The sequence below is a fragment of the Hydrogenophaga sp. genome (genome assembly GCF_035481345.1).
Taxonomy (GTDB): Bacteria; Pseudomonadota; Gammaproteobacteria; order Burkholderiales; family Burkholderiaceae_C; genus Hydrogenophaga.
This window is the reverse complement of sequence record NZ_DATIGV010000215.1, coordinates 1-15851: the sequence shown is the minus strand read 5'-3', so window position 1 is coordinate 15851 and position 15851 is coordinate 1. Positions and strand designations below refer to the sequence as shown.

Below are 15851 nucleotides of genomic sequence, written 5' to 3'. Positions count from 1 at the left end.
TCGGCGCTGCGCGCGCGGCTGCCGGGTTGGCGCCTGTGCGAAAGCCAGTGCGCCGAATGGTCTCCCGTCGCGAGCCTGCGCGTGGTGATCGACCGCATGGACTACTCGCGCGCGCAGCGGCGGCTCAAGGCCAGCGTGCGCGTCGCCGTGGTGCGGCGCGGCGTGGATGCGCGCACCGCGAGCAGCCAGCGGTTCGACTATGAACTGAAGGCCGGGACGGACACCCCGCAAGCCCAGGCCCAGGCCTACGCCGACCTGCTGGACCGTCTGGCGACCGACGCGGCCGCCGTCGTGGCGGGTGCCACCGACCACAATGTCAAATAAATCAGAAAATTTATCAAAAATTCTTGTTTAGAAGACATTTGTCTTGACGTTTTATAGGGCTTCGAAGAAACTAAAGCAGAACATTTTCCAGTTATTCTGCTTTGGTTGACATGACTAATATCGCCGACATCTCCCACACCCTGCGCGCCAGGCTCAAGCGCAGTGGCATGACGCAGGAGGCCCTGCGCCAGGCCGCGGGGCTGTCACGCCAGACGGCGGTGAACGTGTTCAAAGGCACCGAAGACTTCAAGCTCAGCACCTTGCTCGCGGTGGCCGACAAGCTGGGGCTGGAACTCGTGCTGCTGCCCAAGGCGGCGGCCCGTGGCGAAGCGCTGGGCGTCAGCGAGCCGGTGGTCGAGACGCTGGTGCAGCGCGCGCTCAAGCCATGAAAGCGCTGGAGGTCTTCATCGGCGAACGGCCGGCGGGCCACCTCTTCCAGTACCCGGTGTCGCCCGAGCACACCACCAACCGCTTCGTCGCCCACGACGCCTTCGCCGACGACCCCCACCAGGAGCTGCTGTCGGTCGGCTTCCTGGCCGCCGACGCCCAGGCCCAGGCCGCCTTCTGGCGCGGGGTGAGCAGCCCGGTCCTCAACGGATCGCTCTCTCGCGACCCTCAGCGCGGCTGGCTGCTGCCGGCCTGGTTCCAAGGCCTGCTGCCCGAGGGCCCCCTGCGCAACCAGATCGCCGAGCTGCGCGGCTGCGGCATCAACGACCACTTCGAGCTGCTCGCCGCCACCGGGGCGGACCTGCCGGGCAACGTCTACGTGCGCCCGGCCGATCTCGACCACGCGCAGATGCAGCGCCTGGTCACCTCGGACCACGACGCGCTGGAGATGTCGGTCACAGCCGAGCCCATCCAGGACGCGATCTCCGTCTCGGGCATCCAGGCCAAGCTCTCGGTGCTGCAGTTGGGCGACCGCTTCGCCGCCCGCACCCGGCTCGACGAGCGCGACCAGGCCCGGCACGTCATCGCCAAGCTGCCCGTCGTGGGCCAGCCCTTGCTGCCGGAGCTCGAGGAACTGTCGCTGCGCCTGGCCGCGGCCGCCGGCGTGAGCGTCGTGCAGGCCGAACTCGCCCCGCTGGGACGGCTGGAGGCCCAGCACCACTACGACCTCGGCGACGCCAACGCCAGCAGCCGGTTCCTGGCGGTCCAGCGCTACGACCGGGACGCCGACACCCCCACGCGGCGCGTGCACTGCGAAGACTTCGCCCAGATCCTCGGCGTGCAGCCCGAGGCCAAGTACACGCGGGACTACCTCTCCGTGGCCCGCGTGCTCATGGCGCTGCCCACGCTGGGCGAGCCCGCCGTGCAGGAGCTGCTGCGGCGCATCCTGGTGAGCGAGATGCTGGGCAACGCCGACATGCACCTCAAGAACATGGGCCTGCGCTACCCCGATGGCCGCACGCCCGAGCTGCCGCCCGCCTACGACATCGTCGGTTACGCGGCCTACGCCGGCATGCCGCGCGGCCGCGCGCTGCACCTCAGCCCCGATCAGCCCGAGGGCCTGAACCGCGACTCGGTGCTCACCGTGCGCCTGGTGCGCGGCTTCTGCGCGCAGTTGGGCATCGTGGAAAAACCCGCGCTCACGGCGCTGCGCCGCTGCCGGGACGCGGCCTATGCGCTCTGGCCCGCCATGATCGAAGCGGCGGACCTGACGGAGCGCATGAAGGCCGGGCTGCTGCGGCAACTGCAGTGGCACCGCGACGCGCAGACGAGCGGCCAGCGGGCGGTTCCGCGGCCATCGACGGCCTGAACAGGTGTGAACGGGCCACGCTCAGCGCCCGGCGAACAACTGCGCCATCGTCTGGCGCAGCCACACGTTGCCGGGGTCCGCGTGGAAGCGTTCGTGCCAGTGCTGCTTCACCTTGTACTTCGGCAGTGACCAGGGCGGCTCGAACAGGCGCACGCGGTCCTGCGAGGCCAGCACATCGCCCAGCAGCCGCGGCACCACCACCAGCAGCTCGGTCTGCGCGACGATGCGCGCCACGCCCAGAAAGCTCGGCACGCGCAGCACGACGCGGCGCTGCACCTGCTGGCGGCCCAGCACCTTGTCGACGATGGAGTGGCCGGTGCCCGAGGTCGTCACGACGATGTGGCCCTCGGCCTCGAAACGGTGCTTCGTCAGGCCTTTCTGGATGCGCGGGTGCTCGCGCGAGGCCATCACCACGAAGTCCTGCGCGAACAGCGCCTGCTGGAAGAAGCCGGCCTCCAGGTCGGGCATGAAGCCGACCGCGAGATCCACATCGCCCGATTCCAGCCGGCTGCGGCTGAGCGCCGAGGCCTTCTCGGCCTCGACGCGGATGTGCGGCCCGATGCGCCCCAGGTGGTTGACCAGCGCCGGCAACAGCACGACCTCGCTGATGTCGCTCATGCAGATGCGGAACTCGCGCTGCGCCTTGGCGGGGTCGAACACCTCGGGTGTGAGGCGCGCCTTCTCGACCCGCTGCCAGGCCTCCAGCAGCTCGGGGTAGATGGCCTTTGCGCGCGGCGTGGGCTCCATGCCGCGCGAGGTGCGGCAGAACAGGCGGTCATTGAAGTGGCGGCGCAGCTTGTTCAGGGCGATGCTGGCGTTGGCCTGCGCCATGCCGCGGCGCTGCGCGGCCAACGAGACGCTCTGCGTCTTGTAGACCTCGACGAACACGCCGAGCCAGTCGAGGTCGAGCTTGGACATGGGTTCTATTTCAAAACGATATGGCGGGTATGGCGTATTGTGGCTGGACGCAATAGAGCGCGGCGGACATAGTGGCCGGGCACCCCGAATGGAGACACGATGCAGTTCTATCTGAATGGCTACCGCCCCGGCGACCCGGACCTGCTGGCGGCCGCGCCCGGCGCCACGGACCGCGCCTGGGGGCCGGACGAAACGGTGGACGTGCTGGTCGTGGGCAGCGGCCCCGCCGGCGTGGTGCTGGCCGCGCAGTTGGCCCAGTTCCCCGGCATCCGCACCCGCCTTGTTGAACGCCGCCAGGGCCCGCTCGAACTGGGGCAGGCCGACGGCGTGGCCTGCCGCACGGTGGAAATGTTCGAAGCCTTCGGCCTGGGCGCCAAGCTGCGGCGCGAGGGCTACTGGGTCAACGAGACCGCCTTCTGGCGCCCCGCGCCGGGCGAGCGTTCGCGCATCGTGCGCACCGGGCGCGTGCAGGACGTCGAGGACGGCCTGTCGGAGATGCCGCACCTCATCGTCAACCAGGCGCGCATGCAGGCCTACCTGCTGGACTTCATGCGCCAGTCGCCCACGCGGCTGGAGCCCGACTACGGCCTCGAATTCGTCGACCTGACGGTCGACACCGAAGGCGAGCACCCGGTGCGCGTCACGCTGCGCGAGGTGGACGGCGGCGCGACCCGCACGCTGCGCGCGAAGTACGTCGTCGGCTGCGACGGCGCGCGCAGCCGCGTGCGACAGGCCATCGGCGCCGAGCCGCGCGGCGACTTCGCCAACCACGCCTGGGGCGTGGTGGACATGCTCGCGGTCACCGACTTCCCCGACATCCGCCTGAAGGCGGCGATCCAGTCGGCCGAGGAGGGCAACATCCTGCTCATTCCGCGCGAAGGCGGCTACCTGGTGCGCCTGTACGTCGACCTCGGCGAGGTCGACCCGGCCCAGCGCTCGGACCTGCGCGAGCGCTACACGGCCGAGCGGATCATCGAGGTCGCGCAGCGTGTGCTGCGCCCCTACACGCTGGAGGTGCGCGACGTCGCCTGGTCCTCGGTCTACGAGGTCGGCCAGCGCGTCACCGACCGCTTCGACGACGTGCCGCAGGCGCAGGCCGGCTCGCGCCTGCCGCGCGTGTTCATCGCCGGCGACGCTTGCCACACGCACAGCGCCAAGGCCGGCCAGGGCATGAACGTGTCCATGCAGGACGCCTTCAACCTCGGCTGGAAGCTGGTGTCGGTGCTCGAAGGCCGCGCGGGACCGGAGCTGCTGCGCACCTACGGCATCGAGCGCCACGCCATCGCCCAGGGCCTGATCGATTTCGACAAGGAGTGGTCGAAGATCATGGCCTCGCCGCCGAAGGACCCGAAGCGCCCCGAGCTCGGCGGCGTGGACCCGGCCGAACTGCAGGCCTACTTCGTGAAGTCGGGTCGCTACACCGCCGGTGTGGCCACGCACTACCCGAGCGAGACGGTGCTCACGGCAAAGCCCACCCACCAGTCGCTGGCGAGTGGCTTCACCATCGGCATGCGCTTCCACTCGGCGCCGGTGATCCGCCTGGCCGATGCCAAGCCCATGCACCTGGGCCACGCCGCGCGCGCCGACGCGGCGTGGCGCCTCTACGCCTTCGCTGATGCCAGTGGTGAGCGCTTGCGCGCGCTGGCCGACTTCCTCGCCGAGTCATCCCAATCGCCGATCCGCCGCTTCACCCCGGCGGGCGCGGACATCGACAGCGTGATCGACCTGCGCGCCATCTACCAGCAGGGGCACCGCGAACTGGCGGTGGACAAGCTGCCGCCGCTGCTGCTGCCACGCAAGGGCCGCTTCGGGCTGATCGACTACGAGAAGGCCTTCTGCCCGGACCTGAAGAACGGCCCGGACATCTTCACGCTGCGCGGCATTGACCGCGGCCGCGGCGCGCTCGTGGTGGTACGGCCCGACCAGTACGTCGCGAACGTGCTGCCGCTGGAGGCGCACGACGAACTGGCGGACTTCTTTGGCGGCTTCCTGCGAACGCCAAAGCCCTGACACCCACCAAGGCATGTCGGCGCGCGCGGCGAACGGGGCCAGCCGCGATCACGCGCGGGTCATGTCGCGCGCCAGTGTCTTCTGCGGCAGGTAGGCCCCCGCCTCGCGCAGCGTCTCCACCAGCGCGCGCGTGTCCAGATCGTTGGCCGGTTGCCCCGTGCGGATCGACTGCGCCGCGGCCGTGCCGACGGCCTGGCCCATCATGTACGCGGCCGACTGCGCCCGGATGGAGCCGTGCACCTTGGTCTCGCTCGAGTGGCAACGGCCCGCCACCCACAGGTTCTCCCAGCCGCGCGGCACGAGGATGCTGTAGGGAATGCCCACACATTCACCGCGGCCCAGGTTGTCCTTGCCGTGGAAGTCCTTGAGAAAGCGCTCGTATTCCTTCCTGCTGGTGTCGCTGGGATGCACATCGGTCGGCCGGTTGTAGACGGCCACCTGGTCAGCAAACTGACGGCGCGCCAGAAAGTCGTCCATGCCCAGCTCGAACTCGCCCACGATGCGCCGCGAATCGCGCACGCCCATGGACGGTGCCGTGCCCATCAGTTCGATCCGTTCGCAGCCGGGCACGTACTTCCGATAGAACTCGGTGTACTCCACGGCGAGCTTGCGACCGAGCACCATGCCATCGGACAGGCTTCGCACCGACAAGGGGTTGAGGTTGAACACGTGGCCGGCGTTGAGCGTCGCGCCCTGCGGACCCACGCGGTTCATGCCGGGAAAGAAGCGGTCCTCCTGGGTGAAGAAGCCGTCCTCGATCGCCTGCGGCACCCATTCGCTGCGCACGCGCGCCTTGATCTTGTCCAGGCCATCGCCCGCGTAAGCGGGATCGTCCCAGTTCATGCCCGCGATCAGGGAGCACAGCGTGCTCGGGGCCACGGTTTCCGTGTCGCGCAGCACCACCTTGCACTCAGCCCCGGCCAGCGTGGCCAACGCCGCGTCGCCCGTTGCATCGACGAAGGCCTTGGCGGGCACGTAGCGAAGCCCTTCCACGTTGCTGACCACCACGCCATTGACGCGGCGTCCGTCGACATCGGCTTCCACAACGCGCGTGAAGAAGCGCACCTCGACACCGGCCTGCACCGTGAAGTCGTCAAGAATCCGCTTGAGGTGCTCGGGCTGGAACGGGACCCAGCGGTTGAGCTGGCGGTTCAAATAGTCTTGCGTGACCTGGGGCGCGAAGGCCTTCTGCTCCCACATCGTCGTGAGCAGTTCCTTCATGAAGCCACCCACCAGCATGCGCTCGCCGTCCGACACCGGGCCGAAGGAGGCGACCAGGCCGCTGGTGCCCATGCCGCCGAGGCAACCGGTGGCCTCGGCCAGCAGCACCTTCAGGCCCAGGCGCGCGGCACACACGGCCGTGGCGGTGCCCGCGGGCCCGCCCCCCGCGACCACGAGGTCGTAGGGTGCGTCGGCAGGAATGCTGCGGGAGAGTTGGTAGCTGGCGGTCACGGTGTCGGTCTCACTTCTGGCCCGGCAGGGGCCTTGTCACGGCGGCGAAGCGCTTCATTTCGCTCTGGATGAACTCACCGAACTCGCTGGGGCCCTGCGTCGAGAGCTCGAAGCCGGAGGCCTCGAGCGACTTGGCCATGTCGGGCGCCTTGAGCACCGCGATCAGGTCCCTGGCGATCTGCTCGGTGACGTCACGCGGCATGCCGGCGGGGCCGCAGAAGCCGGCCCAGTTGATGGCTTCGAAGCCCGGAAGGGTTTCGGCGATGGCGGGCCACTGCGCATACAGCGGGCTGCGCTGCAGGCTCGTGACACCCAGCACCTTCATCTGCCCGGCCTTGATGAAGCTGTCGGCCGAACTCACCACCGAGAAGCCGATGGGCAGCACACCACCGGCGATGTCGGTGTACATCTTGGCCGCGCCGTTGTAGGGCACGTGCTGCAACTGGATGCCGCCCATGTGGTTGAGCATCTCGCCGGCCACATGGGCCGAGGTGCCGATGCCGTTGGACCCGAAGGAGATGCTGTTCGCCGGTTGGGCCTTGGCGTATTCGATGAGCGAGCGGATGTCGTTGGCCGGAAAGCTGGCCGCGGCAACCAGGGCCACCGTGTAGTAGCCCGCGCGGGCAATGGGCTGCAGGTCCTTGAGCTCGTAGGGCAGATCCTTGCGCTGTACGGCGTTGATGCTGAGCGAACTGCCCAGCAGGCCGATGGTGTAGCCGTCGGCGGGTGAACGCACGACCGCCTGTGTGCCGATCACCACCCCGCCGCCGGGCTTGTTCTCGATGACCACGGCCTGGCCCCAGTGCCTCTCGAGCCGCTCGCCGACCAGGCGGGCCAGTCGATCGGCCGCTCCGCCCGGGGGCTGGGGCAACACGAGCTTCACCGGGCGAACCGGGAATTTCTGTCCTTGTGCCCAGGCGGGCACGGTGGCGGCCATCAGTGAGGCCAGGAGGGTTTGTCGTCGAGTGAATGAAGGGCTGTCTCGCATGGCTTGTCTCCGGTGATCGGGCCGTCAAGGCCTCTGGGACGGATCGTCGGGTGAGACGCCTGGCACGGTCAAATGAAAAGAGTTGGACAGCCCTTAACCATCGGTTATGTTGTCGCGATGAACCTGCGCCAAATGGAAGTGTTCCGGGCCGTCATGCTCACCGGCGGCGTGAGCGGAGCGGCCGAACTGCTGCACGTCTCTCAGCCGGCGGTGAGCAAGACGCTCGCCCAATCGCAGCGCCAGTTGGGCTTCACCCTGTTCGCGCGCGTCAAGGGCCGGCTGGTGCCGACAGCCGAGGCCCAGGCGCTGCACGTGGAGATCGAGGCCCTGTGGCGAGGTGTCGAGCGCGTGCGCGACGTCTCGCGCGGCCTGGCCACGCCACGCAGCGGCACGCTGACCGTGGCTGTGTCGGCGAGCCTGGCGCCCTACCTCGTGCCGCGCGCGCTGGCGCAGTTGTCGCGCCGCTACCCTGGCTTGCAGACGCGCATGGAGATCCTCATCAACCCCATCCTGGTCGATGCCCTGCTCGATCGCTCCGCCGATGTCGGCGTGGCCCTGCTGCCCCACGCGCACCCCAACCTCGAGCAGGTCGCGCGCTACGAATGCGGCTTCGCCTGCGTGGCCCCGCCAGGCCACCGCTTCGCGAAGAAGCGCGCCGTGACCCCTGCGGACCTGCTCAGTGAACGCCTGATCGGTTCGCCGCCCGACACCCCCTATGGCCAGGCGCTCCAGAAGGCCTACGGTCGCGAAGCGGCGTCCTTGAACATCCACTCGCTCGTTCGCTCCGCCACCTCGGCCTGCTGGGAGGCCCAGTCGGGTGGCGGCGTGGCCGTCGTGGATCGCGCGGCCGTGGCGGGATCGACCTTCAGCCGCCTCACCGTTCGGCCGTTCCAGACACGCGAGCGCCTGCCGATCGCCGTGCTGCGCAACCGCTATCGGCCGCCCTCACTGGTGCAACAGGCCTTTCACGAAGCCTTCGCTGCGGTTTGGGCCAGCGAGATGCCGCGCTGATCACAGCGATCCCAGGAAGAGCAGCAGCGCCTCCCGGTCCGCTGTCGAGAGCGCCTCGAAGCGCTGTCGGCTGGCCGTGGCTTCTCCGCCGTGCCAGAGGATGGCCTCCGTCAGCGTGCGCGCGCGGCCATCGTGCAGATAACCCGCCGTGCCGTTGCGCCCGGCCACCCATTGCGTGTAGCCGATGCCCCACAAGGCCGGCGTGCGCCACATGCTGCCGCTGGCCTGCCCTTCGACGAGCTGGTCCGCCAGGTCCGGCCCCATGTCGTGCAGCAGCAGGTCCGTGTAGGGCCGGATGGTCTGGTCGCGCACCTCGGCGAACTCGGTGCCCTTGCCGGTCTTCATCTGGCTGACGTGGCAGCTCGTGCACCGGGCGTTCGCGAAGACCGTGGCGCCCAGCGCCACCTGCGTCGGCTTGACGTCGAGATAGGGCAGCGGCGCCACGCCCTTGGGGAAACCGCTGGCCACGCTGCGCTGCGCCGGCACGCCCAGCAGACCGAGGTAGCGCGTGATCGACTGCAGTGCCTCTTCGCCGAGGCCGCGCTCGAGCTTGTGCGCGGCCGAGCAGCGGGCCGGCCCGGCCATGCACTCGCGGTTGGGGTAGACGGGTGAGGTCACGGACATGTCGGTCAGCGCCGCGCTGGCCACCTGGTGGCGCAGGCTGACCTTGGACGCTTTCCAGCCGTAGCGGCCCACGCGCACCGCACCGGTCTCCGGGTCGTAGGCGAAGTTGGCCGTGCCTTTCACGCCGTCGGCATCGGGCGTGCTGCGGGCGCGAGACAGGATCTCCTCGTCGGTGATCGCCTCGAGCAGGCCCATGCCGATCATGGGCTGCGCGCTGCGAAGGGAATACACCGGCGGCGTCGGTCCGTCGAAGGCCACGCGCGGCTTGCGCAGCTCGACGACGGTGCCGTCGGCCAGGGTGACGTTGCGGGTATCGAAGCCGACCACCCGCACGCCCGTGCCCCAGTCGATCGAGGTGCCGGGCACCGAGCGACCGTTCATCTGCACCGCCAGGCCGTAGTGGGGGTGCGGCACCTGCTGGCCGTTGCCGTCGATGGCGGCCACGCGCACGGCCATGGTGTCCAGGCGCTGGTTGATCGCGCTCGGGGCGATGCCGCGGCCGTTGTTGATGTGGCAGCCGACGCAGGTGGATTGGTTGAACAGCGGGCCTTGCAGACCGATGCCGGCGTCGTTGCGGTCGTTGCCGGCCTCGTTGTGCTCGCCCGTCCACAGGTTGGTGTGCAGCCAGCGCCGGCCCTCGACGAAGCGCTGCATGTTCTTCATGCCGACGTGGTTGTGCGGCTGCTGGAACATGAAGGCGGGGTTGTCGGCGTAGTCGTAGGAGATGGAGCCCAGCCCGCCTTGCAGCGTCTCCAGCGGCAGGGGCTTGTTCATCAGGCGCGGCTGCACGCCGTACCACGGGCGCAGGCCTTCGCCCACCACGTAGGTCAGCTCGTTCGTGTAGTAGCGAAAGCCCCCGCTGTCGCCCAGGGCGTCCATGTCGGCGCGGGTGGAGAAGAACGAACTGGTGAACTCGAAGGCATCGCCGACCGCCAGCGCGCGCGAGGGGATGCGCGGCCCCGTGGGCACGAGCACGCCGTTGGCATCGGCGCGCAGGTCGGTGTAGGCCGGGAGCTGATCGAACACCCAGCTGCACCCGCCATTGGCGCCGATGACGCCGTTGTAGCCGCTCGTGGGGTTGCGCAAGGCGCCCTGCGGCGGCAGCGGGATCACCGGGCACGCGGCGATGCCCTGCCCACCCTGCGTGTACGTCGAATCGTCCAGCAGGTCCCCCGGGCTCATCCAGCCGAAGCCGGTGACGTCGGGGTTGCTGAAGTTGCGCACGAAGCCCAGGCCACCGCCGCGTTGCGGCTGCTGGAAGTAGTGGTTGATGACCAGGCGTGGCCGGGTGACCCCGGCCACCTTGCTGTTGTCGATGAACTCCACGCCCCAGGTGCGGTTCTTGAAATAGTTGGCGACGAAGTTCAGGTGCGCGCCCGGCCCCTTGTCGCGCGGCTGGCCGGCCGCATCGACGGTCTCGTTGAGGCCGTAGCCGATCTCGTTCCAGTCCTCGCCGCGCTCACGCGCATGGCGCGAACGGCCGACCATGCCCCAGCGCGTCACGAGGGTGCCGTCGGGTAGCGAGAACTGGATGGTCTCCAGCGGATTGGCCGGCGCGGGCAGTGGTTGGCGGCCGTTGCCGTTGGGCGGGAACGGAACGGGCGAGGTGGCCATGGCGGGCAGGGAGTTGTCGCTGCCCGGTGACTTGAAGACGACCTCGTAGAGGGAGTAGCCGTACTGCGTGCCGCGCGCCACGCCTTGCAGTCGCAGGTAGCGCGCGTTGGCATTGAGGTTGAAGAACTCCTCCACGCCGCCTTTGCCGGCGATGACGTAGCGCAGCTGGTACCAGTTCTGGCCATCGTCGGAGGTCTGCAGCGCGTACTCCTTGCCATAGGCGTTTTCCCAGACGAGCTTGAGATAGCCGATCGGGGTCTTGGCACCGAAGTCGAACTGGATCCAGGCGTTGTTGGTGGCGGTGCTTTCCCAGCGCGTGCTGCCGCTGCCATCGATGGCTTTGGACGCGGTGTTGCCGCCCGCTGTGGGCGATGAGGTGGCGGCCACCGGGGCCACGGGCGCGCCGGGGTTGCTGAGGTCAACGCCCCACGGCAGTTGCAGCGCGGGCGGCGGCGCCTGAACGGGGGCAGTGACGGGCGCGGGCAGTACGACCGGCGCGTTCGTGGGTGGCGGCTCGAACACGGGTTCGGGCAGCGGCGTGGTGGGTAGGGAGGTGGCCGGTGCCGGCGCCGAGGCGCCCGACTCGGTTCCGCCATTGCCGGCCCCGCCACCACCACCGCAGGCGGCCAGCGCCAGGGTGACAGCAAAGAGAATGCCCAATGGACGCGCGCACGCGGGCGCCGCGCCGGGACGTGGCTTCTTGTTGTGCATGGATGCTCCCCCGTTGGGTGTTTGAGTTGTTCCCACGCGGACGCCCTCCACGCCAGGTGGCGTCGCCGCGATCCGTGAAAAAACGCAAACGCCATGCCCGCAGCGGGCGCAGGCAACACTTGTTACGTCTTGTCGATACCCCCTGCACCGGTCGGTCGGCGGCTGCGAGTGAAGGCCTCGACCGCCGCCCTGCACGGTCGCTGCATCAATGAAACGACTGTGGCTGCAGCGTGACGGGAGGCGGATCGCGTGCTATCAATTTTTGTTCACGCCTGCTGTTCACCCCGGGGAGGGTGGACATTCTTTGGCAGGCCGATCGTCCAGACCTGAACCGCGAATCCGACGATGAAGACGACGACCCATGAGAGCAGCGCGAGGCGAACCAGCGGGGACTCCGGCCCCTGCGCCAGGGGATGGGCCGCCGGCACTCGGGTCAGGGTTTCGACGATGCCGGGCACCAGGAGCAGGAAGAAGCTGAAGCTCATGCCAAAGCCCGCCAGGTAGGGCCGCAGGCGCCCGATGAAGCGCATTCGGGGCACGAGCAGGCTGCCGAAGGCCGCGAGCAGAGCCAGGATGCCGAGGGCGTGTCCGGGATTGAGCCCCCCCGTGCTGGACAGGCCGAAGGCCGTGAGCACCGACAGCGTCAGGCCTGCGAGGTAGACCCTGCCGGACAGGGTGGAGGGCTGGATCGCACGAAAGCGAACGAAGCCGTAGAGGCCGGCCAGTACCGGGACCAGGCTGATGGCGGTGTGGACCGCGCCGACGAAAGAGAGGGGGGAGGCCATGGGTGTTTTCTATCTATCAGTTGGTAGGTTTGATGAGCGGATCGATGCGATCGAGGCACCGGGAAGAAAGGGGTACGGCCGCCTTACGGGGCCGCCAGGCGGCGCAAGAGCGGCTGGACCACCGCCGTGAACGCCTCCGGGTCGCCATAGGCGCGCGCCGACAGCATCGCGCCGTGCACCGTGGCCACGAAGCCCATGGCCTCGCTTTCCGGGCTCGAGTGAAGGACGAAGCGGCCCTGAGCCGCGCCGCTGGCCAGCACGGACGCGAGCCAGGCCGTCAGGTCCAGGAAATGGCCGCGGACTTCGTCGGCCACTTCGCGCGGAACCGTGGACAGTTCAGAGGCCAGCATGGCGCAGATGCAGAAGGAGGAGCTGTCGTCGTGCATGCAGCTCGCCCAGTAGCCCGTGTACGCCTGCAGCCGGGCGAGCGGGTCCGGCACCTGCCGGCTCAGGGCATCAAGGCCCGCTCGAGCCTCCTCCCGGTAGCGCGCGACCACGGTGCGCACCAGCTCGGCCTTGCTGGGGAAGTGGTGGTGAACGCTGGCCTTGCTGATCTGCACCGCGGTGGAGATGTCGGCGTAGCTGAAGCCGTTGTAGCCACCCCGCACCAGCAGGGCACGCGCACACGCGGCGATCTCGCTGGCCCGGGCCGACAGTTCTGTATTCATGGCCGCAGTCTACCAACTAGTAGATTGATGTCCAATGCTGGGACGATGAGTGGACGATCAAGGCGCGGGTCGCGGCCGGCGGGCCAGGACCGCCGCCAGCCCCAGGCTGGCCGCCATGGCGAGTGCCGCGATCGAAAACCCCGCCTTCACCTGCACCGCCGCGGCGCCATCGGGCGCCAGGGTGAAGTACAAGCCGCCGATGACCGCGGTGGAGAGGGCCGCGCTGATCTGCAGCGTGGCATTGACCAGCCCCGACGCCAGGCCGGCCCAACGCGCATCCACCTGATCGACGTTCAGCCGCACCAGGGCGGGCAGCGCAATGCCCTGCCCCAGGCCGATGAGAAACAAGGGCATCGGAAGCCAGGACGGTGCGTCGCACCAGGCCAGGCCCGCGCTCAGCAGCAGGCCGACCACCTCCAGCGACATGCCGAACGCGGCCGCGTTCGGCCCCAGACGCCGCGCCACCGACGCGGTGCACAGCGGCCCCAACAGGAACCCCAGGCCGACGGGCAGGACCGCGAGCCCGGTGGCCATCGCGTCGTGGCCGAGACCGGACTGCTCGTAGACGGCGAACACGAGAAAGAAGGGCGCGATGGAGTAGAAGAAGAATGTGGCCGAGAGGCTGCGCCGCAGACCCGGCGGCGCCAGCAAGGAAGGCAAGACCAGCGGCATGCCATTGGCGCGTTCGCGGCGCTTCTCGTGCGCCCAGAAGGCGGCGAGCAGCGGGGCGCTCAAGCCCAGCGCGCCGAGGCACCACCATGGCCAACCCCGCTCGCGCCCTTCGATCAGGGGCACGACGAGCGTCAGCAGGCCCGTGGCGAGCAGCAGTGCACCGGTCACGTCCAGGCGCGCCGTCTGTTCCGACCGGCTCTCGCGCACCCAGGCGATCGCGGCCGGAACGGCCAGCACGATGACCGGCAGGTTGATGAGAAAGACGGTGCGCCAGCCCAGGCCAAGCAGATCGGTGGAGACCAACACCCCGCCCAGGAACTGCCCGGCCACGGCCGCCAAGCCGATGGTGACGCCATACAGGCTGAGCGCGCGGCCCTTGTCCCGGGCCGGGAAGATGGCGTGTATGGACGCCAGGGACTGCGGGGCCATGATCGCGGCACTGATGCCCTGCAGGAAACGCCCCACCACCAGCACGCCCGCGGAAGGGGCCAGGCCGCACAACGCCGACGCCGCGCCGAAGCCCACCATCCCCGCGATGAAGACGCGTTTGCGCCCATAGAGATCGCCCAGGCGCCCGCCCAGGACGAGCGTGACCGCGTAGGCCGCCGCGTACACCGACACGACCAGTTGGGCCACCGATGACGTCGCCTGAAGGTCCGCCTGCAGGGCGGGCAGGGCCACGTTGACGATGAAGAAGTCCAGCGGCGGCAACAGCGTGCCGGTCAGAAGAACGGCCAGGGCCCACCAGCGACGGGTGTCGGCGGAGGCCCGTTGAGGCGTCGGGAAGGTCAGTGCGGTTTTCATGGCGGTGGCAGCCCAGGGCGTCCGGTGAACAGGGGGCGGGGGGCGGTGCGGCGAGAGGGCGACGGGCAGGTCGCGCCTGGGGAGAATCCGCCATCCGGATCTGTTCGACAACTGACAATGCTGTACGCTCACCGTTCATTTTTGTGGGTGTCGGAACATGGAATGGAGCGACGTCAGAATCTTCCTGGCGGTGGCGCGCGCGGGCACCCTGGGCGCTGCCGCCCGGGCCCTGCACCTGAGCCACCCCACCGTCGGGCGTCGTCTGCAGGCGCTGGAGCGGGCCATGGGGCATGCGCTGTTTCAGCGAACCGCTGATGGCTTCGTTCTGACGGAAGAAGGCGCCGGCATCGTCGCGCTGGCAGAGCAGATGGAAGAAGGCGCCCACGCCATGGAGCGCCGCCTGGCCGGACAAGAACGACAGCTGCAGGGCCTGTTGCGGATTTCCTCGGCCGACTGGTTCGGCGCCTACCTCCTGCCGCCGATCATCGCGGACTACGCCAGGGCCTATCCGCACGTCGACGTCGAGGTGCTGACCGGCACGCGCCTGTTCAACCTGGCGCAGCGGGAAGCCGACATCGCCTTTCGCATCGTTCCATTCAACGCGCCCGACGTCGTGCAGAGGAAACTGATCCGCCTGCCCTATGGGGCTTACGCAGCGGCCAACGCCCCCGAGCCCTTGTTCGGCGACGGGGTTGGCTTTCGCCTCATCACCCACGACACCTCGACGGGTCAGTTTCCCGACATCGCCTGGCTCAAGGAGAGCTTCCCGAACGCCAGGCCCCTGCTCTCATCCAACAACCGCAACGTGCAGGCCCGCATGTGCGCGCAAGGCATTGGCATCGCCGTGCTGCCGCGGGTGGTGGGCGATCAGGTGGCGGGCATTCGCCGCCTGCAACTCCCGGACGATCCGCCCGGGCGCGACATCTGGATGGGCTACCACCGCGATCTGAGACGCTTGAACCGCCTGCGTGCCTTCATCGCGACCTTGAGCAGCCACATCGAAAGCCTGCGATCGTGACGGGGCAGACCGGATCTCGGCCGTTCGGGCGCGCATGGCGAACGGCCGGATCCGGGCTCGCGGGGAAGTGATCGGCGTCAGCGGCCGCTTTGCCGGTGGGCGATGATGTCCTTGGCCACGGCCACCGGCGCTTCCGAGTAGTGCTTGAACTCCATCGTGTAGGTGGCACGGCCCTGCGACATCGAGCGCAGCGTGGTGGAGTAGCCGAACATCTCGGACAGCGGCACCTCGGCCTTGATGGCCTTGCCGCCACCGACCATGTCCTCCATGCCCTGCACCATGCCGCGGCGCGACGACAGATCGCCCATCACGTTGCCAGCGTAGTCCTCGGGCGTCTCCACCTCCACGGCCATCTTCGGCTCCAGGATGACCGGGTTGGCCTTCTTGCAGCCTTCCTTGAAGCCGAAGATGGCGGCCATCTTGAACGCCTGCTCGGAGGAGTCCACGTCGTGGTACGAACCGAAGTGCAGCGTGACCTTGACGTCCACCACCGGAA

At 68.9% G+C, this 15851-nt stretch carries 13 protein-coding genes and 1 pseudogene; 6 read left to right on the top strand and 8 right to left on the bottom strand.

Translation table 11 applies throughout. From position 1 onward, the window contains the following. The 3 genes from VLG41_RS22200 to VLG41_RS22190 all read left to right on the top strand — a co-directional run. The coding region (locus VLG41_RS22200) for an ABC-type transport auxiliary lipoprotein family protein (protein ID WP_325351553.1) at positions 1 to 324 on the top strand (324 nt) is incomplete at its 5' end. A gap of 110 nt (positions 325 to 434) precedes the next feature. Continuing rightward, positions 435 to 713, top strand: a complete 279-nt coding sequence (locus VLG41_RS22195; protein ID WP_325351552.1) for a helix-turn-helix transcriptional regulator — start codon at positions 435 to 437, stop codon at positions 711 to 713. Beyond that, positions 710 to 2080: a type II toxin-antitoxin system HipA family toxin gene (locus VLG41_RS22190; RefSeq protein WP_325351551.1), complete on the top strand. Its 1371-nt coding sequence runs from the start codon at positions 710 to 712 to the stop codon at positions 2078 to 2080. The genes VLG41_RS22195 and VLG41_RS22190 overlap by 4 nt, the downstream gene beginning before the upstream one ends. Before the next feature lie 21 nt (positions 2081 to 2101). Here VLG41_RS22190 and VLG41_RS22185 read toward each other — a convergent pair whose 3' ends face one another. Next, entirely contained in the window at positions 2102 to 2998 is an 897-nt protein-coding gene (locus tag VLG41_RS22185; RefSeq protein ID WP_325351550.1) for a LysR family transcriptional regulator, read from the bottom strand. A 99-nt stretch (positions 2999 to 3097) separates the two neighbouring features. Between VLG41_RS22185 and VLG41_RS22180 the strand changes: the two genes are divergently transcribed. Further along, the gene (locus VLG41_RS22180) at positions 3098 to 5008 is read left to right on the top strand and encodes an FAD-binding monooxygenase (RefSeq protein ID WP_325351549.1); all 1911 of its coding nucleotides are present in this window, start codon (positions 3098 to 3100) and stop codon (positions 5006 to 5008) included. A gap of 48 nt (positions 5009 to 5056) precedes the next feature. Here the strand turns inward: VLG41_RS22180 and VLG41_RS22175 are convergent, their stop codons facing one another. Next, positions 5057 to 6460 (bottom strand): FAD-dependent oxidoreductase, encoded by a 1404-nt coding sequence (locus VLG41_RS22175; RefSeq protein WP_325351548.1) that lies wholly within the window; start codon positions 6458 to 6460, stop codon positions 5057 to 5059. 10 nt (positions 6461 to 6470) lie between these two features. Then, entirely contained in the window at positions 6471 to 7448 is a 978-nt protein-coding gene (locus VLG41_RS22170; protein WP_325351547.1) for a Bug family tripartite tricarboxylate transporter substrate binding protein, read from the bottom strand. A gap of 117 nt (positions 7449 to 7565) precedes the next feature. Between VLG41_RS22170 and VLG41_RS22165 the strand changes: the two genes are divergently transcribed. Beyond that, positions 7566 to 8459 carry a LysR family transcriptional regulator gene (locus VLG41_RS22165; RefSeq protein WP_325351546.1) on the top strand — a complete coding sequence of 298 codons (894 nt, stop codon included), beginning with the start codon at positions 7566 to 7568 and terminating at the stop codon, positions 8457 to 8459. Here VLG41_RS22165 and VLG41_RS22160 read toward each other — a convergent pair whose 3' ends face one another. From VLG41_RS22160 to VLG41_RS22145, 4 genes are all read right to left on the bottom strand, one after another. Then, positions 8460 to 11408: a di-heme oxidoredictase family protein gene (locus VLG41_RS22160; protein ID WP_325351545.1), complete on the bottom strand. Its 2949-nt coding sequence runs from the start codon at positions 11406 to 11408 to the stop codon at positions 8460 to 8462. 266 nt (positions 11409 to 11674) lie between these two features. Beyond that, positions 11675 to 12193: a hypothetical protein gene (locus VLG41_RS22155; RefSeq protein ID WP_325351544.1), complete on the bottom strand. Its 519-nt coding sequence runs from the start codon at positions 12191 to 12193 to the stop codon at positions 11675 to 11677. 83 nt (positions 12194 to 12276) lie between these two features. Next, a complete protein-coding gene (locus VLG41_RS22150; protein ID WP_325351543.1) occupies positions 12277 to 12861 on the bottom strand; it encodes a TetR/AcrR family transcriptional regulator in 585 nt (194 codons plus the stop codon). 57 nt (positions 12862 to 12918) lie between these two features. Beyond that, a complete protein-coding gene (locus VLG41_RS22145; RefSeq protein WP_325351542.1) occupies positions 12919 to 14337 on the bottom strand; it encodes an MFS transporter in 1419 nt (472 codons plus the stop codon). Between the two features lie 157 nt (positions 14338 to 14494). On the opposite strand from VLG41_RS22145, the gene VLG41_RS22140 reads away from it, so the two are divergent. Continuing rightward, the gene (locus tag VLG41_RS22140; protein ID WP_325351541.1) at positions 14495 to 15355 is read left to right on the top strand and encodes a LysR family transcriptional regulator; all 861 of its coding nucleotides are present in this window, start codon (positions 14495 to 14497) and stop codon (positions 15353 to 15355) included. Positions 15356 to 15432: 77 nt separating this feature from the next. Here the strand turns inward: VLG41_RS22140 and fusA are convergent. After that, positions 15433 to 15851: pseudogene (gene fusA, locus VLG41_RS22135) on the bottom strand (elongation factor G); the annotation flags it as partial.

Coding starts and splice junctions, on each gene's coding strand:
- VLG41_RS22160 (WP_325351545.1), bottom strand. CDS start 11,408: ATGCACAACAAGAAGCCACGTCCCGGCGCGGCGCCCGCGTGCGCGCGT.
- VLG41_RS22150 (WP_325351543.1), bottom strand. CDS start 12,861: ATGAATACAGAACTGTCGGCCCGGGCCAGCGAGATCGCCGCGTGTGCG.
- VLG41_RS22190 (WP_325351551.1), top strand. CDS start 710: ATGAAAGCGCTGGAGGTCTTCATCGGCGAACGGCCGGCGGGCCACCTC.
- VLG41_RS22185 (WP_325351550.1), bottom strand. CDS start 2,998: ATGTCCAAGCTCGACCTCGACTGGCTCGGCGTGTTCGTCGAGGTCTAC.
- VLG41_RS22170 (WP_325351547.1), bottom strand. CDS start 7,448: ATGCGAGACAGCCCTTCATTCACTCGACGACAAACCCTCCTGGCCTCA.
- VLG41_RS22140 (WP_325351541.1), top strand. CDS start 14,495: ATGGAATGGAGCGACGTCAGAATCTTCCTGGCGGTGGCGCGCGCGGGC.
- VLG41_RS22155 (WP_325351544.1), bottom strand. CDS start 12,193: ATGGCCTCCCCCCTCTCTTTCGTCGGCGCGGTCCACACCGCCATCAGC.
- VLG41_RS22165 (WP_325351546.1), top strand. CDS start 7,566: ATGAACCTGCGCCAAATGGAAGTGTTCCGGGCCGTCATGCTCACCGGC.
- VLG41_RS22180 (WP_325351549.1), top strand. CDS start 3,098: ATGCAGTTCTATCTGAATGGCTACCGCCCCGGCGACCCGGACCTGCTG.
- VLG41_RS22145 (WP_325351542.1), bottom strand. CDS start 14,337: ATGAAAACCGCACTGACCTTCCCGACGCCTCAACGGGCCTCCGCCGAC.
- VLG41_RS22195 (WP_325351552.1), top strand. CDS start 435: ATGACTAATATCGCCGACATCTCCCACACCCTGCGCGCCAGGCTCAAG.